This is a genomic window from Allomesorhizobium camelthorni, assembly GCF_011045125.1.
Classification (GTDB): domain Bacteria; phylum Pseudomonadota; class Alphaproteobacteria; order Rhizobiales; family Rhizobiaceae; genus Allomesorhizobium; species Allomesorhizobium camelthorni.
The window spans coordinates 44,391-63,174 of the sequence record NZ_JAAKZF010000007.1 but is presented as its reverse complement, the minus strand read 5'-3'; the positions used below and the strand labels follow the sequence as shown (position 1 = coordinate 63,174).

Genomic DNA, 18,784 nt, shown 5'->3' with positions numbered 1-18,784 from the left:
GCCACTAAACATTTTGCGCGACCGCCCGGCAAGGGCCACGGTAGGCGGGTTGACGGAGGCAAGCCGCCGGGTCCATCCTGTCGCAGGGACGTGAGTTTGTGACTTGGGTAATGGGTACGGGATTCCACCGGAATCGAAATCGCCGCAAGGGCAATACGGCATGAGCAACGCCGGTGCAGAGGCGCTTTCGGCAGGCGCGGCCAATGAGGCGGCCGAGGCCATTCACGTCGAGAACCTGCACAAGAAGTTCGGCCAGCTGCATGTCCTGAAAGGCGTCTCGATGTCGGCGCGCGACGGCGAGGTCGTGGCGATCATCGGCGGCAGCGGCTCGGGCAAGTCGACGCTGCTGCGCTGCATCAACTGCCTGGAAAATCCCACCAGCGGCCTCATCCGTGTCAATGGCGAGGAGATCCGGCTGAAACCGGACCACCACGGCGGCAGCGTACCGGCGGATCGCCGCCAGATAGAGCGCATCCGCTCCAGGCTCGGCATGGTCTTCCAGAGCTTCAATCTCTGGAGCCACATGACGCTGATCGAAAACGTCATCGAGGTGCCGGTGCATGTGCTCGGCGTCAAACGCGACGAGGCCATCGCCGGCGCGGAAAAGCTGCTGGAGCGGGTGGGGCTCTCGGAAAAGCGCGACGTCTATCCGGCCTTTCTGTCGGGTGGCCAGCAACAGCGCGGGGCTATCGCCCGGGCGCTCGCGGTCCAGCCGCGCGTCATGCTTTTCGATGAGCCGACTTCCGCGCTCGACCCCGAACTGGTTGGCGAGGTGCTGAAGGTGATCGCCGATCTGGCGCGGGAAGGCCGCACCATGGTGCTGGTGACGCACGAGATGAAGTTCGCACGCCAGGTCGCGAGCCATGTCATCTATCTCTATAACGGGCTGGTCGAGGAGGAAGGGCCGCCGGAGCAGATTTTCGGCGATCCAAAGTCCGAAAAGCTGAAACAATTCATCCGCAACATCCACTGATTGCGGGCGAATAGTGGGAACATATCAACCAAAAACAAAATGGGAGTGCGTGACATGAAGAACATACTGAAAACCGCCGCGCTGGCGCTGGCTTTTGGAATAGCGGGCCTCGCCGCCGCTAGCGCCGAACCGGTCAAGGTGGGCTTTTCGCCGGAAGCCTATCCGCCATTCTATTCCGCGGACGCCTCGGGCAACTGGACCGGCTGGGAGGTGGAGATCGTCCATGCGATCTGCGCGGAGGCCAAGTTCGAATGCGAGCTGACCCCGATCCCGTGGGACGGTCTCATTCCGGCGCTGACGACGAAGAAGATCGACACGATCATGAATTCGATGTCGATCACCGATGAGCGCAAGAAGACGATCGACTTCTCAGACAAGTACTACAACACGCCGACCGCGATTGTTGGCCCCGAGAGTGAAAAGTTTGGCGCGACGCCCGAAGACCTCAAGGGCAAGATCATCGGCGTCCAGGTTTCCACGACGCACTCGGCCTACGCCAAGAAGCACTTCACGGAAGCTGCGGAAATCAAGGAATACCAGACCCAGGACGAGGCCAACCAGGATCTCGCCGCAGGACGCATCGATGCGACGCAGGCCGATTCGATCGCGCTCGACGCCTTCCTGAAATCCGAGCAGGGCGCCGCCTGCTGCGACCTCAAGGGCTATGTCGCCGAAGATCTTGAAATCCTTGGGCCGGGCGTTGGCGCCGGCGTGCGTAAGGAAGACACGGAGTTGAAGGAAAAGATCAACGCCGCGATCAAAGCCATCCGCGCCAACGGCAAATATGACGAGATCACCAGGAAGTACTTCGACTTCGACATTTTCGGCAGCTGACCGGCTGTGATGGGCGGCGGCTGCGCGGATGAAAAGTCCGTTGCAGCCCCGTTCACAGCGAAGGCGGGATTAACCCGCTCGACAAAGTAGGACCGGGCCGATCGAAGCGTTTCTTCTTCCGCTGTCGCAGGCGAGTATTTTCGATCTCTTGGCGCTAGAGCCGCCGGGCTGGGGCGGCAATCTGTTGCGCGGGCTGACCAACTCGGTGATCATCGCGGTCGGCGCCTTCGGCTTCGGCCTCGCCATCGGAACCGGCGGCGCCTACGGCAAGCTGTATGGCGGGCCGATCACGCGCGATCTGCTGGAAGTCTACACCACGATCGTCCGCGCGGTGCCGGAGCTGGTGCTGATCCTGCTGCTCTATTTCGCGGGAACCGACCTGATCAACCGAGTTCTCGAAGCCTTCGGATACGCACGCATCGACGTTAACGGCCTTGTCGCCGGCATCTGGGTGCTGGCTTTCGTGCAAGGCGCGTATTCGACCGAGGTCATTCGCGGCGCGATCCTGGCCATTCCGCAAGGCCAGATCGAAGCCGCCCGCGCCTACGGCATGTCGCCCGGACTGCTTCTGCGCCGCATCACTCTGCCTGCCATGCTGCCGTTTGCCATACCCGGTCTGGCCAATCTCTGGCTGATCGCCACCAAGGATACGGCTCTGCTTGCGATCGTCGGCTTCAGCGAACTCACCCAGGAGACGAGGACTGCGGCCGGCCAGACCAAGGCCTATTTCACCTTTTTCATGGCGGCAGGTGTGCTGTATCTCCTGCTGACGCTGTTCTCCAACGTCATTATCGCTCAGGTCGAGCGCTGGGCCCGGCGTGGCATGCCGCGAATCGCCGGGGGTGGCCAATGAGCACCACCCATACCGCAAGCGGCCTCGTCGATACCGCAGCGCGTGCTTCGCTCTGGCTGCAGCCGCATCGCATCGTGCTGATCGCCGTGGCCCTGGGGCTGGTGGCGTCGGCTGCAATCTTCATGCGCTGGGACTGGATCCCGGCCTATTACGATCTGGCGCTCCGGGGTATCTGGCGGACGATCTGGATACTCATCGTCACCGGCATACTCGGCTTTGCGCTGGCGGTTCCGCTTGGCCTTGTTCAGGTGACAGGCCCGCGCTGGCTTGCATGGCCGGCCAACGCCTTCTGCACCGTGATCCGAGGCACGCCGCTGCTGCTGCAGCTCTGGCTTCTCTATTACGGGCTGGGCTCGCTGTTCCCTCAATTTCCCTGGGTCCGCGACTCGTTTCTCTGGCCGTACCTCAGACAGGCATGGCCCTATGCGGTGCTGGCGCTGACGCTCTCCGTCGGCGGCTACGTCGGCGAGGTCATGCGCGGCGCATTCGCCGGCGTGCCGCGCGGCCAACTGGAGGCGGCGCGCGCCTATGGCATGCGCCGCCGGACGGTCTTCCGCCGCATCTGGCTGCCGCAGGCGATCTACAGCGTGCTGCCGACGCTGACCGGCGAGGTGGTGCTTCTGCTCAAGGCGACGCCGCTGGTGGCGACCATCACCGTCGTCGACATCTACGCAGTCGCCTCGCGGGTGCGGCAGGACACGTTCATTGTCTATGAGCCACTGCTGCTGCTCGCGCTGATCTATCTCTGCATAACCGGCATCATCGTCTTCGCCTTCCGCAAGCTCGAAGCGAGGATCCCGGCGCGGCTTGGTTAGATCGCATGATTGGAACCGTGACGATCGGCATGGAAGAAGCGCTGGCGCTCTGCGAAAACGCAGCGAGGGCCGCCGGCGCGAACACGGAAGTCGCTATTTCGCTGGCCAGATCCGCTGTCGCCGCCGAAGCCGAGGGGCAGGCATCAGTCGGGCTGGCGCATTTCGTCGACTATCTGGAAGCGTTGGAGGCCGGACGTATCGACGGCCACGCCACGCCCGACATCACGCGCCCGGCCGGCGCGATCATCCTGTCCGACGCCAGAGGCGGCGCGGCGCATCCCGGTTTCGACCGCGCCTTCGACGACCTCGTCGATACGGCCCGGAAATTCGGTGTCGCCATTTTCAGCCAGAAGAACGCCTTCACCTGCGGCGCGCTCGGCTATTTCGCCGGGCGGCTTGCCGAGCGGGGGCTGGTTTCTATAGCGGCTACCAACGGGCCAGCGCTGGTTGCCGGCGCCGGCGGCACGAAACCTGTCTATTGCACCAATCCACTCGCTTTCGCTGCGCCGGCGGCGGGAGTGCCGCCGCTGCTGATCGATCAGTCCTCGAGCGCCACCGCTTTCGTCAACATCCGCAAGGCGGCCCATGCCGGTCAGAGCATCCCGGATGGCTGGGCGCTGGACGCGGCGGGCAACCCGACCACCGATGCAAGCGCTGCGGTCAAAGGCGCGCTGCTCGCCTTCGGCGGCAGCCGCGGCGCCAACATCGCTTTGATAGTGGAAGTCTTGTCAGCCGGGCTGTCGGGCGCGAACTGGTCGCTCGACGCGCCGCCCTTCGCGACCGGCTCGGAAGGACCCGGCACGGGGATGTTCGTGCTCGCCATCGAACCGAAATTCCTCGACCCGGATTTCGAGGCGCGGCTGCGATCGCAGATGGACCGGCTGTCCGGAGAATACGGTGTCCATGTCCCAGGCAGGGGTAAAGTTGCCATGCGGCAGAAATCTCGCGAACGAGGTTTCGCGGTTCCGCAACCAGTCTATGACGAGATCGCCCGCCGGGCAGACCAGCTCTTTCTGAGGTAGCCAACTTCGGACTTCGCAACATCTGCTGCAGTGGCAAGATGAATGCGATCAGGCCTCGTCGTTCCGTTAACGTCGTCATAGCCGAAACCATACGGATAGGTTAAGCTTGGGCCAGAACTGCATCGGCGAAATGCAGCATCATTTGAGGGGGCCGTGATGACTTCCAGACTCAAGACGCTGCGTTCCACTATCCTGGCTGTGGCGCTGTTTACGCTGGTCGGCCTAATCGGGACGAGCGCGACATCGCTCGCGCAGGCGCAATCCGCGACGCCTGCAGCCAATGAGAAGATACAGGAACTCATCCGCCTTCTGGACGATCCCGACGTTCGCGCGGCTCTGGAAGCGGCCAAGCCGGCTGCCACTGAGCAGGAACAGCCCGCGGCGGCGCAGATCGCCGCCTGGGAGAACGGTATTCGCGGACACCTCACCGAGATCGCGAAAGCGTTTCCGAGACTCCCGGAAGAAGCCGCCAACGGCCTCGCGGTTGTCCGCTCGCAGATCGAGAATCACGTATTCGGAATGGTCTGGATGCTCCTAGGCGGTCTGATCGCGCTCGGCTTCGGCGCGGAATGGGTGTTCAGGAGAATGGCGTTTGGGGCGCCGGGGAATTCCATCGGGGCAGGCTCCCTTTCCACGCCGCGGCGCGTGAACCTCGCTGTCAGCCTGCTTTACGAGATCGCGCCCATCGTCGTTTTCACCATCTTCAGCGCGGGCGTCTTTCTTATCGTTTCCTGGCCGCCTTTGCTGCGCCTGATGGTGCTGACATACTTGGTCGCGTTCATCGCCTTCCGGCTAGTGGCGGCCATCAGCCGCATCGTGCTCGATCCGCCCGTCGGTGCCGGCGTGCGTGAGGACGGCGCTTCGTCGCGGCTGCTCCCCCTGGATGACGGCGAAGCGCACTTCTGGCACCGCAGACTGACTGTTTTCACCGGCTATCTGTTGGCCGGATGGGCGACAATCAGCCTTCTTTCACCGCTCGGCTTTTCCGAGCCTGCGAGAAGCCTGCTCGCCTATCTGGCAGGTATAGGCCTGGTGCTGCTCGCCATCGAAATCGTGTGGCGTCGTCTCGGCGTGCAAATGGCGACTCAGGGAAGTCGCGCGCGAGATTGGCTGCTCAGCATCTATATCGTCGCTCTTTGGGGCCTCTGGGTCGCCGGCCTCAACGGCCTTTTGTGGCTCGGCATCTATGCACTGCTGTTGCCCCGTCTGCTGACGGTCACCGGCCAGGCGGCCGCCTCGGTCGCCGAGCGCAAGGACGCTTCCACTTCGGCAAATTCGTTCCGGACCGTATTGATCGTGCGCGGCGCGCGTGCCCTTGTGATCTTGCTCGCCGTGCTGTGGTTGGGTCTGATCTGGCGCATGAATCCCAATGCCCTGACTGAGAGCGATTCCGCGGCCAGCCGCATCTTGCTCGGCCTGCTTCACGGCATCGTAATCCTGCTCGTCGCCGACCTGCTCTGGCATATGGCGAAGACCTATATCGGCCGGAAGCTCGAAACGGCGACCGTGGACGGCTCAGTCAGTCCGGCTGAGGCGGCGCGCAGGGGTCGCCTGCGGACATTGCTGCCGATTTTCCGCAACATGCTCGGCGTCTTTATCGCCACCGTGGCTGTCCTCATCGTCCTTTCCGGGCTCGGGGTACAGATAGCCCCGCTGATCGCCGGCGCCGGCATATTCGGCGTGGCGATCGGCTTCGGCTCGCAGACCCTGGTCAAGGATGTGATCAGCGGCGTGTTCTACATGTTGGACGATGCTTTCCGGGTCGGCGAATACATCCAGAGCGGCAGCTACAAGGGGACCGTCGAATCGTTCAGCCTGCGCTCGGTCAAGCTGCGCCATCACCGCGGTCCGGTGTTTACGGTGCCGTTCGGAGAACTTGGCGCGGTGCAGAACATGAGCCGCGACTGGGTCATCGACAAATTCAGGATCCGCGTCCCGTTTGATACCGACATTGCCAAGGTGAAAAAGCTGCTCAAGGGCGTCGGAGCTGAGTTGAAGGCGGATCCCGAACTGGGGCCCGAAATCCTCGAGACAGTCAAGATGAAGGGTGTCGAGGAGATCGGCGATTTCGGCATCCAGTTGAGCTTCGCCTTCATGGCCAAGCCTGGGCACCAGTCGGTCGTGCGGCGGCGTGCTTACACCATGATCCAGCAGGCGTTCGCGGCGAACGGCATCCAGTTTGCCCAGCCCACGGTTCAGGTGGGGGGTGACGAGAAGTCGGCGGCGGCCGCCGCCACGACCACCTCAATGATGCGCCAGAAGGCAGCCGAAGCGGTGCAGGCCTGACGTTTCAGGCGCCGCGGCGCGCGACCAGTGGAAAGTAGTCTTCGAGTTCCGGCGCGGGAAAATGCACCGTCTCGCCGATCTCGGCCGAACGGTGGAGCCCCATTAGAATCTCGACGACCCCGAGCCCGTCCTCGAATGTCTCCAGCGGCGTTTCGCCTTTGCGGAAGCATTCCACCATGTGCCGGTTCTCATCGGTATAGCCATAGATGCCGGCCTCGTCCTCCAGCACCGGCATCAGCCCCTGCTCGGCGTTCGCCCGCTACGCTGTCGAATAGCGCGATGCGATTTCAACGGGATTTTGAGGGTGGAGCTTCGTCAATTTTGAGCAGACGGACCAGCTTGGGGGTCAGCCCTGGCGAGCCGACTTGTTTACTGCTCGTTCCACACCCCATCGCCCCAGTCGAGACGTCTCGCAGTCTTGAAAGCCGCGCCTTCGCGCCGAGTGATTAGCTGCTCGGTCGCAGTGCCGTCGGCCTGGCATAGCTTCAGCCGCACTGTCCCGCTCGCCGTCTGCGGCGGCGCCAGCACGCGCGAGGCGGTTGCATCGGCGAGCGTTCTGGAAGCAGCAAAGAAAACGTATTTCTCGTCCTCCCACGGCACGTCGCCGCTCTTGGTGAGGCGATGCAGCCTGGAGCGCGCGACGCGGCGCGAGAAATGGCACCAGTCGGGCGCTGAGAGCGGGCAAGCGGCGCTATGCGGGCAGGGCGCGGCGAGATGGGCGCCGGCCGCGATGAGCCGCGAGCGGACCACGAGGATGCGCCGCCACCCAGCCGGCGTGCCGGGTTCGACGACGACAAGCGTGTCCCGCGTCAGCGCCCATAGCCGATCGATCAGCGGCTCGATCGCCGATGGCGAAAGCTCGTCCAGCACATAGGCCAGCGTCACCAGATCGGCGGGTTTCAGGCCGGCTAGCCCGGTGGCGAGGTCGGTGGCGATCCACTCGGCGCGCACCGGCGCGGCTTCTGCGAGCTGTTTTCCGACGCGGCGGATCGCTTCGCTGGTCTCGACGAGCGTTGCTGCTTCCAGGCTGTCGAAGCAGTCGCGGACGGCCCACAGCGCCGTTCCCGGACCCGCGCCGATATCGAGAAGACTTTTCGGAGCAAGTTCCGGCAGCACTTCGGCGACCGATCCGAGACTGGCGCGAACCGCCGCATAGGTGGCCGGCAGCCGCGTCGTCAAATAGGCTTTCGCCGCAAGATCGTCGGATATATGCAGCCTGCCGTCCCGGACTTCGCTGCGGTAGCGCCGAGAAAGCAGGTCTGCGGCCTGCTTCAACTCGTAAAGCGACGTGCCTTCCAGAACCTGCTCGACGGCCTGCCGAAGTGGGGGCGGAAGCTCCATCCTGCGCCCTGTTTCTCAGCCCGCGCCGAATTTCCGGTTGGCGTCGAGCGCCAGGCCGAGACCGACGCTGCCGAACATGTCGCCCTCGACCGCGACCGCTGCCGGAAACATCGCCAGCACGCTCTGTTTGAGCAGCGGGATCGCGGTCGATCCGCCGGTCAGGAACAGTGTCGTGATCGCCGTCGGCTTTACCTGCGCGTCGCGCAGCGTGCCGGAAATGACATCGGTGATCTTCCGCACGGCTTCCTCGATCGTCGCATTCAGGCCGGCTCTGGTCATCGGCAGGCTCAGCCGCTCGTCGGTCAGGCGCAGTTCCATCGCTGTCTCCGCCAAGTCGGTCAGCTCGATCTTGGCGCGTTCGATCTTCGATGCCAGCAAATGCCCCTGCCTGTGCTTTACGATGTCGATCATCCGGTCGACCAGTTCCGGCCGCGCCGCCTCGTAGCGGATCTGGCGAAGATCCGTCATCGCCTTGTTCGAGTAAAGCAGGTTGATGCGCTGCCATGTGGCGAGATCGAAGAAATAGCCGGCCGGCAAATTGCGCTTGCCGTCCTTTGTCCCCGTTTTGTAGCCGAGCTCCGGCATCAGATGCGCCATCGACAGCAGCCTGTCGAAATCGGTGCCGCCTATATGGACGCCGGTGCTGGCCAGTATGTCGTCCTTGCGGTCGGCAGCGGCCGCGCGCTCGGGCGAGACCCGCACGATCGAGAAGTCGGACGTGCCGCCGCCAATGTCGACGATCAGCGCCAGTTCCTCTTTGGTCACGCTCTGCTCGTAGTCGAGCGCCGCGGCGATCGGCTCGAACTGGAAGGCTATGTGCTTGAAGCCCTGCGCGCGGGCGGCCTTTTCGAGCTGCGCCTGCGCGTCCGCGTCGGCCTGCGGGTCGCCGTCGACGAAATGCACCGGGCGGCCGAGCACGACGGTGTCGACCGCCTCGCCCAGTTCGGAATCGAGCCGGCCTTTGAGATAGCCGATGAACGAGCCGATGATGTCGGAGAATGCGATCGAGCGCGCCTTGATCCGGGTCTTTTCATGGATCAGCGACGAGCCGAGCACGCTTTTCAGCGCCCTCAGCAGGCGGCCTTCGGCATGATCGGTGTAGTCCTCGATGGCGCGCCTGCCGAAATAGGTGCCGTTGTCCTCGAAATTATAGAACACCGCGCTCGGCATGGTGACGTGCTCATCCTCGAGCCGAACCAGCCGCGGGCGGCCGCCATTCATCACCCCGACGGTGGAGTTCGAAGTGCCAAAATCTATTCCGCCGCTGACCGGTCGCATGGTGGTTCCTGAGATCGTGGAGAGTGCCGCCCGAGCGGAGTGAGGCGGTTACACAACGAAGCCGGCAATGTCGAGGCCGGCGGGCGCATTGCAGCTCTGCGTCAATATCGCCCGATGCATTGCGGCCATACCCACGCCGGCCGAAACGCGCTATAGACGCCGCGCTGAAAGCGGAGATTCCACCCGGCGCGATGGCCAAGATTGCCCTGAAACTCGACGAGCTGATCGATAGCGCGGCACTCCGCCGCGAGTTGACCGCGCTTACCGCGGCGACGGAAGGCGACGGCTCCAGCCCGGCCGTCCGGGCAAAAGTTCTCGCGGCCCTGAAGGAGCGTATCACGACCGGACGGGCGGTTGCCGAACGGATGCTGACCGAGGACGGCGGCGGCACTGCCTGCGCGGCCAGGCTGTCGCATTTGATGGACGAGGTAATCCGAGCGCTCTACGACTTCGCCGCCACCCATGTCTATCGCGCAAAGAACCCGTCATCGGCCGAGCGTATGGCGGTGATCGCCGTCGGCGGCTATGGGCGCGGCACGCTGGCGCCGGGCTCGGACATCGACCTCCTGTTCCTGCTGCCCTACAAACAGACGCCGTGGGGCGAGCAGATTGTCGAGTACATGCTCTATATGCTGTGGGACATGGGGCTGAAGGTCGGCCACGCCACCCGCAACATCGACGAATGCCTGCGCCTGTCGCGCTCCGACATCACCATACGCACCTCGATTCTGGAGGCGCGCTATTTGTGGGGCGAGCATAAGCTCTACGACGAACTCCTGGCGCGCTTCGACAAGGAAGTGGTGAAGAGTACCGGCGCGGAGTACGTCCAGGCCAAGCTCGCCGAGCGCGACGACCGCCACGCCAAGGCCGGCGAAAGCCGCTATCTGGTCGAGCCCAACATCAAGGACGGCAAAGGCGGCCAGCGCGACCTGCACACGCTGTTCTGGATCGCCAAATATTTCTACCGGGTGCGCACCGGTGATGAGCTGGTCGAGCAGGGCGTGTTCACGCGGGCCGAATACAACCAGTTCCTCAAAGCCGAGGACTTCCTGTGGGCCGTGCGCTGCCACATGCATTTCCTGACCGGCAAGGCCGAGGAGCGCCTGCACTTCGACATACAGCGCGATATCGCCGAGCGGCTCGGCTACACCAGCCATCCCGGCCTCTCGGCGGTCGAGCGCTTCATGAAGCACTACTTCCTGATCGCCAAGGATGTCGGCGATCTGACCCGCATCTTCTGCGCCGCGCTGGAGGAGGAGCAGGCCAAGCACGTGCCGGGCTTCAACCGGATTTTCCTCACCTTCTCCAGGCGTCGGAGGAAGCTAGCCGGCACCAGCGACTTCATCGTCGACAACCAACGCATCAACATCGCCGACGATCAGGTTTTCGTGCGCGATCCGGTCAACATGGTGCGGCTGTTCTGGTTCGCCGACCGGCACGGGCTCGAATTCCATCCCGACGCTCTGAAGCTTTTGACGCGTTCGCTCCGCCTGGTCGACAAAGGCCTGCGCCGCGACGCCGAGGCCAACCGGCTGTTCCTCGATATACTGACCTCGGACCGCAACCCGGAGCTCAATCTGCGGCGGATGAACGAAGCCGGGCTTCTCGGCAAGCTGATCCCTGATTTCGGCAGGATCGTCGCGATGATGCAGTTCAACATGTATCATCACTATACGGTCGACGAGCATCTCCTGCGCTGCATCGGCGTTTTGTCGGAAATCGAGCGCGGCGGCGGCGAGAAGATACACCCCCTGGCGCACAAGCTGTTGCCGGGCCTGAGGGGCAAGCGCGAGGCGCTCTACGTCGCGGTGCTGCTGCACGACATCGCCAAGGGCCGGCCCGACGACCATTCCGAGGCGGGCGCCAGGATCGCGCGGCGCATCTGCCCGCATATGGGTTTGTCGCCGGCCGATACCGAGACTGTGGCTTGGCTGGTGGAAAACCATCTGGCCATGTCGATGACGGCGCAGACCCGCGATTTGAACGACCGCAAGACGATCGAGGATTTTGCCGCGCTGGTGCAGTCGGTTGAGCGGCTGAAGCTGCTGCTGGTGTTGACCGTCTGCGATATTCGTGGAGTGGGACCGGGCGTCTGGAATGGCTGGAAAGGCCAGTTGTTGAGGACGCTCTATTACGAGACCGAGCTTCTCCTGACCGGCGGCTTCTCGGAAGTGGCGCGCGTCGAGCGGGCGGCTCAGGCGCGTGAAATGCTGGCCGAAAACCTTGCCGACTGGCCCGAGGCGGCCCGCAAGCGCACCATCGGCCTGCATTACGAGAATTACCTGTTGGCCGTCGATCTGAAGGATCAGTTGCGCCATGCCGAGTTCATCCGGGCGGCGGACGAAGCCGGCAAGAAGCTCGCCACCATGGTCAAGACGCACGAATTCGAGGCGGTGACCGAGATCACCGTGTTGGCGCAGGACCATCCGCGGCTGCTCTCAGTGATCGCCGGAGCGTGTGCAGCCGCCGGCGCCAACATCGTCGACGCGCAGATTTTCACCACGTCTGACGGGCGCGCGCTCGACACGATCCTGATATCGAGGGAATTCGACCGCGACGAGGACGAGCGGCGCAGGGCCGAACGGGTGGGCACGCTGATCGAGGATGTGCTGTCGGGCAAGAGCTGGCTGCCGGAGATGATAGCGAAGCGCACCAAGCCGAAGCGCGGCTCCAAGGCGTTCCGCATCGAGCCGCGCGTCGAAATCCGCAACACCCTGTCGAACCGGTTCTCCGTGATCGACGTGTCGGGTTTGGACAGGCCCGGGCTGCTGTCGGAAATCACCGGTGCGCTGTCGGACCTATCGCTCGACATCGCCTCCGCGCACATCACCACATTCGGCGAAAAGGTCATCGACACATTCTATGTCAGCGACCTGACCGGCCAGAAGATCGACAATCCGGCGCGGCTGAAGACCATCCGCGACCGGCTGATCGCCACGCTTGAAGGCGAAGCCGGCCAGCGCGCCGTGAAGGCCCGCGCCGCGGCCGCCGCCGCATGATCGCCAACAACGCAGCCGTTCCGGAAACTCGCAATCCATGAGCCTGGTCAAAAAATTCGCCGGCGTCGGAAGCGCCACCATGGCAAGCCGCCTGCTGGGCTTCGTACGTGAGGCGCTGATCGCCGCGACGCTTGGCGCAGGACCGGTGACCGACGCCTTCTACGCCGCCTTCCGCTTCCCGAACCTCTTCCGCCGGCTTTTCGCCGAGGGCGCGTTCAACACCGCCTTCATCCCGCTCTTCGCCAAGGAACTGGAGGGCGGAGGCATGGAGGCGGCGCGAAAGTTCGGCGAGGACGTGCTTTCGGTTCTGATCGCGGCGCTGCTCGTCCTTTCGGCAGGCGCGATCATTGCAATGCCGTTCCTCGTCTCCACTGTCATCGCGCCGGGTTTTTCCGACACGCCGGACAAGTTCGACCTGACCGTGGTCATGACGCGCATCATGTTCCCGTATCTCTTCTGCATGTCGATGGTCGCCATGCTGTCCGGCGTGCTGAATTCGATGCGGCGCTATTTTCTCGCCGCCTTCGTGCCGGTCTTACTCAATATCGTTCTGATCCTGGTCCTGTTGGCAGCGCTGCGCGGCGGCATGGACGACCGCCTGACCGGCCTTTGGCTTGCCTGGGGAGTGTTCCTGTCGGGCGTGCTGCAGCTCGTTTTCCTCGTCTGGGGCGTCTGGCGGGAAGGTTTTTCGATGCAGCTCCGGTTGCCGCGTCTGACGCCTGACGTGAGGCGCCTGCTCGTTCTGATGGCGCCGGCCCTGCTCACAGGCGGCGTCGTCCAGATCAATCTCCTAGTCGGCCAGATCATCGCTTCGGCCCAGGACAACGCGATCAGCCTGCTTAATTTCGCCGACCGCATCAACCAGCTTCCGCTCGGCGTCATCGGCGTGGCGGTCGGGGTCGTGCTGCTGCCGGAACTGTCTCGGGCGCTGCGCAGCGGCGACCATGCCGACGCCGAGCATCTCCAGAACCGCTCGCTCGAATTCGCACTCGGCCTGACGCTGCCCGCCGCGATCGGACTGATCGCCATGCCCGGCCCGATCGTCGCGATGCTCTACGAACGCGGCGAATTTACCAGCGAGGCGACCCTGCTCACTGCCCAGGCTCTCGCCGCCTTCGCTGCCGGCCTGCCGGCCTATGTTTTGATCAAGGTGTTCTCGCCGGCCTTCTTTGCCCGCGAGGACATGAAGACGCCGATGTGGTTCTCGATCGTCGCCGTCGCGGTCAACATCGTCGCGAGCCTGGCGCTGTTCCCGATCTACGGCCATGTCGCGATCGCGCTGGCGACCACGGTCTCGGCCTGGCTTAATCTTCTGCTGCTCGCAGGCACGCTGTGGATGCGCAACGATTTCCGGCCGTCCGCCGTGACGGCCAGGCGCGTCGTGCTGATCGCGGTGGCGAGCTTCGCCATGGGCGTGCTGATATGGGCGCTGCAGATGCTGCTCGCGCCGATCATGGAAAACCCGTCGGGCCTGATCCGGCTGGCCGCCGTACTGGCGATCATCGCCGCCGGGGCGATCGCCTATTTCGCCATCGTCATCGCTACCGGCGCGGTCGACCGCCAACAACTGATCGGCATCGTCAGGCGCAGAAGAAGCCGTCCGATCGAAGCAGGGACGGCGACGCCCGATCCTGAATAGGCGGATCAGCGAGCGCGTTTGTTAAAACTGTTCGGCTTTCAAGCACCGGTTTTTTAACGAAATGCGTCCAGAACGATGATCTGCCGGCTGGTGCGTGAGCGCCGGCCGCCTGTCGGGTGGGGTGCATGCAGATGAGCGGCAGACTCTATTACGTCGACTGGCTGAGGGTCATCGCCTTCGCCATTCTCGTCGTCTATCACTGCTCGGTCGCGTTCTTTCCCGACATGTCATGGCTGATGAAGAGCGCTCAAGGCAGCGAAATGCTTTCGCTGGTGATGAAGTTTCCGCGCGCCTGGCGGCTGGCGCTGCTGTTCTTCGTTTCGGGCATGGGTACGTGGTTTGCGTTCCGATCCAATGCCGGGCTGACCTTCCTGAGAGACCGGACCACTCGTCTCTTGGTGCCGCTGCTGTTTGCCATGTGCGTCATCATCGTGCCGCAGGTCTGGTTCGAGCGCGTCTATGAGGACGGCTATGACGGCTCGCTCATGAGCTTCTGGCTGACCCGTTACTTCACCGAAGGCAAATACCCGCAGGGCAATTTCACTTGGGCGCATATGTGGTTCGTCGCCTACCTGCTGGTGATGGCGTTCCTGTGCTACCCGATCTTTCGACTGATTATCGATCCGAGGATGCGCCGGCTGACCGGCTGGTTCGAGAGCGTCGCCCGCTCCAACGCGATCTACCTTCTGTTTCTGCTCCCGCTGGTTCTCAATGTCGCGCTTTCGCCGATCTTTCCGCGCCAGACCAATGCGCTCTACAACGACGGCGCCTGGTTTGCCGTATGGGCGAGTTGGTTCGGGCTTGGCTTTCTCGTCGCCCGCCACCACCACGCGGTGATCGAGGCGATCGTCGATCGCCGCTGGTTGAGCGCGTCCTTTGCATTGACGCTGACCGTAACGCTCTACCGCCATTCATGGGCCGCCGGTCCGGATGACGCCTTCATGGGCGACTACGACAACATGACAGTGCTCTACAAGGCGGCGCTGTTCGGCCTTGCATGGAGCATGATCCTGACCGCGGTGGGCTTCGGCGCGCTTCATTTGAACCGCAAGAGCGCGGCGCTCGCCTGGCTGAACCGCAAGATCTTCCCGCTCTATATCGTGCACCAGACCATCATCATCGCCGCGCTGTTCTACGTCCTGCCGCTAGAGGCCGGCGTGGCGGAGAAGATGTCGCTCGTGCTGCTGGTGACGATCGGCGGGTCGCTCGCTCTGTGCCTGCTGTTCGAGCAGCTTCCATGGCCGTTCCGAGCCCTTGTCGGCCTGCCCGAGCAGCCTGCCGATGCGCCCGCGCCTGAAAAGAGCACGGTTCCGCTGCGCTATTAGCATGTCCGCAGCCAAGGACTCGCCTTCACGGGAGGCTTGATAGCGCCCGCGCCTTCGTCCATAAGCGCAACTCGATTTTCGCCGCCCACTTTCTCAGCCGCATGATCTTTGGCCGAAAAGTCTGCAACTTTTTGCTGCGCTGACCTTCGGTTCGGGATCATGCTTGGAAACGGCCCTCCACAAGCCACGAGGAAAACCATGACCGCCTTCAAGCCGCTCGTCTTTTCGGGCGTCCAGCCCACCGGAAATCTCCATCTAGGCAATTATCTCGGAGCAATCCGCCGCTTTGTCGCCCTCCAGGGCAGCCACGACTGCATCTACTGCGTGGTCGACCTGCATGCGATCACGCAGTGGCAGGAACCTGCCGAACTGATGAAGGCGACACGCGAAGTGACCGCGGCCTTTCTGGCAGCCGGCATCGATCCGAAGAAGCATATCGTCTTCAATCAGAGCCGCGTTATGCAGCATGCCGAGCTCGCCTGGGTGTTCAATTGCGTGGCCCGCATGGGTTGGCTGTCGCGCATGACCCAGTTCAAGGAGAAGGCAGGCAAGGACCGCGAGAACGCCTCGGTCGGCCTGTTCGCCTATCCAACGCTGATGGCCGCCGACATCCTGGTCTATCGCGCCACCCACGTTCCGGTGGGCGACGACCAGAAGCAGCATCTCGAGCTGACGCGCGATATCGCCCAGAAGTTCAACAACGACTTCTCCGACCGCATCGCCGATCTTGGGCTGGGTATCGAGATGAAGGTCGGCGAGGAGAAGGTCAACGGCTTCTTCCCGCTTACCGAGCCGCTGATCGAGGGTCCCGCGCCGCGTGTCATGTCGCTGCGCGACGGGCTGAAAAAAATGTCCAAGTCAGATCCTTCGGACCTATCGCGCATCAACCTGACCGACGACGCCGATGCGATCTCGAAGAAGATCCGCAAGGCAAAGACCGATCCCGCCGGCCTTCCTTCAGAGATCGAAGGCCTGAAGGACCGGCCGGAAGCAGAAAATCTCGTCGTGCTCTATGCGGCTCTCGCCGAGATATCGAAGGAAAAGGTGCTTGCCGAGTTCGGCGGCCAGCAGTTTTCGGCATTCAAGCCGGCGCTGGCCGACCTTGCCGTGACGAAGCTCGCGCCGATCGCCGCCGAGATGCGGCGGATTTCCTCGGACGAGAACTATGTCGACGGCGTGCTGAGGGACGGCGGCGAACGCGCCGGCGTCATGGCGGAAGCCAACATGAAGATGGTGCGTGACATCGTCGGCTTGCTGCAGAGCTAAGAGGTCTCGCCAAGCCCACTTGCCGACGCCCGGCGCGAATGACAGATTGCTCCGGAATGGCGTCGCTTCTCAGCAGGGTTAACACATGGTCTCCAAACGACTGATCCGGGAAGCAGGCCACCGTCGGAAATTCCTGGCGATCATCGATGACACGCCCGAATGCGAGCGCGCCGTTGCCTATGCCTCGACGCGCGCCAAGACGACTGGCGGCGTTCTGGTGCTGCTCTATGTGATAGAGCCGGGAGATTTCCAGCATTGGCTGGGAGTCGAGAAGATCATGCGCGACGAGGCCAATGCCGCAGCCAACGCAGCGCTCGACGGCTATGCCGCGACCGTGCGCGCCAAGCTCGGCATCGAGCCGGAACTGGTTGTACGCGAGGGCAAACCGGCGGAAGAGATCCACAAGCTGATCGAAGAGGACCAGGACATCGCCATCCTGGTGCTGGCCGCCGGCGCCGGCAAGGAAGGTCCGGGCCCGCTAGTCGCTTCGATCGCCGGCAAGGGCGCGGCATTCCCCATTCCGGTGACCGTGGTGCCGCAGAATCTTTCGGACGAGGACATTGCCAGCCTCGCCTGAGCCATCTGCCTCGACAAAGCGGACGCTTAGGGAGAAAATCATTTCCAAGGCTGGCTCAAAGCGCGGCGCATTTGGCTTGAATGTCGCCGGAACCAGGCTTATTTAGAACTATTCCAAACTTTGAGCGCACGGAGATGCGGCCATGTTCATCCAGACCGAGGCGACCCCCAATCCCGCCACGCTGAAATTCCTGCCCGGGAAGGAAGTGTTGATCGAAGGCACCGCCGATTTCCGCGACGCTGAAACTGGGCGCGCCGCCTCGCCGCTTGCCGGAAGGCTGTTCGACATTCCGGGCGTCGTCGGCGTTTTCTTCGGCTATGACTTCATCACCGTCACCAAGGACGGCGCGGACTGGCAGCATCTGAAGCCGGCCATTCTCGGCGCCATAATGGAGCAGTTCATGTCGGGCGTGCCGGTGATGGCAAGTGGCGGCCAGGCCGCGACCGATCGCGCCGACCAGGCAGGCGAGTTCTACGACAAGGCAGATTCGGAGATCGTCATCACCATCAAGGAGCTGCTAGACACCCGCGTCCGTCCGGCGGTCGCCCAGGATGGCGGCGACATCACATTCCGGGGCTACGAGAATGGCACGGTCTTCTTGCACATGAAGGGCGCTTGCGCCGGCTGCCCGTCCTCGACCGCGACTCTGAAGCACGGCATCCAGAACCTGCTTCGTCATTTCGTTCCGGAAGTAGAGCATGTCGAGCAGATCGGCTGATCCTGGCGCTGAAACGCCTCACAAATAGCAAAAAGCCGGGCAAATTTGCCCGGCTTTTTGTTGTGGACGTCCGTTGTTGCCGAGACGGTCCGCGTAGTTATTTGACGATCACCTTGGCGCCGACTTCGGCGCGATTGTAGAGGTCGATAATGTCCTGGTTCATCAGCCGGATGCAGCCCGACGACATCGCCTTGCCGATCGAGGCCCATTCCGGCGTCCCGTGCAGGCGATAGCCGGTGTCGCCGCGCTTGTTGTAGAGATAGAGAGCGCGCGCGCCGAGCGCGTTGGTGATGCCCGGCTCCATGCCGCCGGCATATTTCGCGAGTTCCGGCTGACGCCTGATCATCTCGGCCGGCGGCGTCCAAACCGGCCATTCACGCTTCGCCGCGACACGGGCGGTACCTTTCCACTCGAAGCCTTCGCGGCCGACGCCGATGCCGTAGCGCACCGCTTCGCCATCCGGCAGGACGAAGTAGAGATGCTTTTCGGTCGTGTCGACGATGATCGTTCCAGGTTTCTCGCCGCCGTTATAGGCCACGATCTGGCGATGGTATTTCTTGGGCACTTTGTAGATCGGGATGCTGGGCAAACGATAACCGGCGTCGGTTCTGCTGCCGTAGTCGGACGAAAACACCTTGTATGAGCCGAATGTGCTGCACCCGGAAACCGCGGTTGCGAGCGCCAGCCCGGCTGCCAGGACAAGTGTTTTCATCTGCATGATTAAATTCGCCGCTCCGGTCCAAATATCAATTTGGCCCGATTCGGGGCCGCAATTTCGCCTTTATTTACGGGCGCGCGTTCCTGCTTGCCAAGAGCTTAGTGATGCAACTGGCTGCTTACGCAAACGTAACCGGTTTG

At 63.1% G+C, this 18,784-nt stretch carries 15 protein-coding genes and 1 pseudogene; 12 read left to right on the top strand and 4 right to left on the bottom strand.

Annotated elements, in window-relative coordinates; translation table 11 throughout:
• The first annotated feature begins 160 nt into the window (after window positions 1-160).
• The 6 genes from G6N73_RS08295 to G6N73_RS08270 all read left to right on the top strand — a co-directional run bounded on the left by G6N73_RS08295 (window position 161) and on the right by G6N73_RS08270 (window position 6,783).
• Window positions 161-973 carry an ABC transporter ATP-binding protein gene (locus G6N73_RS08295; protein ID WP_165025981.1) on the top strand — a complete coding sequence of 271 codons (813 nt, stop codon included), beginning with the start codon at window positions 161-163 and terminating at the stop codon, window positions 971-973.
• Between the two features lie 54 nt (window positions 974-1,027).
• Window positions 1,028-1,807: a transporter substrate-binding domain-containing protein gene (locus G6N73_RS08290; protein ID WP_165025978.1), complete on the top strand. Its 780-nt coding sequence runs from the start codon at window positions 1,028-1,030 to the stop codon at window positions 1,805-1,807.
• A 121-nt stretch (window positions 1,808-1,928) separates the two neighbouring features.
• Window positions 1,929-2,660 carry an ABC transporter permease gene (locus G6N73_RS08285; RefSeq protein ID WP_206078743.1) on the top strand — a complete coding sequence of 244 codons (732 nt, stop codon included), beginning with the start codon at window positions 1,929-1,931 and terminating at the stop codon, window positions 2,658-2,660.
• The gene (locus G6N73_RS08280; RefSeq protein WP_165025975.1) at window positions 2,657-3,475 is read left to right on the top strand and encodes an ABC transporter permease; all 819 of its coding nucleotides are present in this window, start codon (window positions 2,657-2,659) and stop codon (window positions 3,473-3,475) included. The genes G6N73_RS08285 and G6N73_RS08280 overlap by 4 nt, the downstream gene beginning before the upstream one ends.
• Window positions 3,476-3,480: 5 nt before the next feature.
• Complete coding sequence (locus G6N73_RS08275; protein WP_206078736.1) at window positions 3,481-4,497, top strand: Ldh family oxidoreductase; 1,017 nt, start codon at window positions 3,481-3,483, stop codon at window positions 4,495-4,497.
• Window positions 4,498-4,653: 156 nt separating this feature from the next.
• Window positions 4,654-6,783: a mechanosensitive ion channel family protein gene (locus G6N73_RS08270; protein WP_165025973.1), complete on the top strand. Its 2,130-nt coding sequence runs from the start codon at window positions 4,654-4,656 to the stop codon at window positions 6,781-6,783.
• Between the two features lie 4 nt (window positions 6,784-6,787).
• Here the strand turns inward: G6N73_RS08270 and G6N73_RS08265 are convergent.
• The 3 genes and pseudogenes from G6N73_RS08265 to G6N73_RS08255 form a co-directional block, all read right to left on the bottom strand.
• A pseudogene (locus tag G6N73_RS08265) lies at window positions 6,788-7,042 on the bottom strand (gfo/Idh/MocA family oxidoreductase); the annotation flags it as partial.
• A 110-nt stretch (window positions 7,043-7,152) separates the two neighbouring features.
• The gene (locus G6N73_RS08260) at window positions 7,153-8,124 is read right to left on the bottom strand and encodes a small ribosomal subunit Rsm22 family protein (protein ID WP_165025972.1); all 972 of its coding nucleotides are present in this window, start codon (window positions 8,122-8,124) and stop codon (window positions 7,153-7,155) included.
• A gap of 15 nt (window positions 8,125-8,139) precedes the next feature.
• A complete protein-coding gene (locus tag G6N73_RS08255) occupies window positions 8,140-9,402 on the bottom strand; it encodes an Hsp70 family protein (protein ID WP_165025970.1) in 1,263 nt (420 codons plus the stop codon).
• A gap of 191 nt (window positions 9,403-9,593) precedes the next feature.
• Here G6N73_RS08255 and G6N73_RS08250 point away from each other — a divergent pair, with 191 nt between their 5' ends.
• From G6N73_RS08250 to G6N73_RS08225, 6 genes are all read left to right on the top strand, one after another.
• Entirely contained in the window at window positions 9,594-12,401 is a 2,808-nt protein-coding gene (locus G6N73_RS08250; RefSeq protein WP_165025969.1) for a [protein-PII] uridylyltransferase, read from the top strand.
• Between the two features lie 37 nt (window positions 12,402-12,438).
• Window positions 12,439-14,040, top strand: coding sequence for a murein biosynthesis integral membrane protein MurJ (gene murJ / locus G6N73_RS08245; protein WP_165025967.1), 1,602 nt, complete (start codon window positions 12,439-12,441; stop codon window positions 14,038-14,040).
• Window positions 14,041-14,171: 131 nt separating this feature from the next.
• Window positions 14,172-15,365, top strand: coding sequence for an acyltransferase family protein (locus tag G6N73_RS08240; RefSeq protein ID WP_165025917.1), 1,194 nt, complete (start codon window positions 14,172-14,174; stop codon window positions 15,363-15,365).
• 198 nt (window positions 15,366-15,563) lie between these two features.
• Window positions 15,564-16,631, top strand: coding sequence for a tryptophan--tRNA ligase (gene trpS, locus G6N73_RS08235; protein WP_165025915.1), 1,068 nt, complete (start codon window positions 15,564-15,566; stop codon window positions 16,629-16,631).
• An 85-nt stretch (window positions 16,632-16,716) separates the two neighbouring features.
• Complete coding sequence (locus G6N73_RS08230) at window positions 16,717-17,208, top strand: universal stress protein (protein WP_165025912.1); 492 nt, start codon at window positions 16,717-16,719, stop codon at window positions 17,206-17,208.
• Between the two features lie 142 nt (window positions 17,209-17,350).
• On the top strand, window positions 17,351-17,926 hold the full coding sequence (locus G6N73_RS08225; RefSeq protein WP_165025909.1) for a NifU family protein: 576 nt from the start codon (window positions 17,351-17,353) through the stop codon (window positions 17,924-17,926).
• A gap of 97 nt (window positions 17,927-18,023) precedes the next feature.
• Here the strand turns inward: G6N73_RS08225 and G6N73_RS08220 are convergent, their stop codons facing one another.
• Entirely contained in the window at window positions 18,024-18,644 is a 621-nt protein-coding gene (locus G6N73_RS08220) for a L,D-transpeptidase (RefSeq protein ID WP_165025906.1), read from the bottom strand.
• Window positions 18,645-18,784 lie beyond the last annotated feature (140 nt).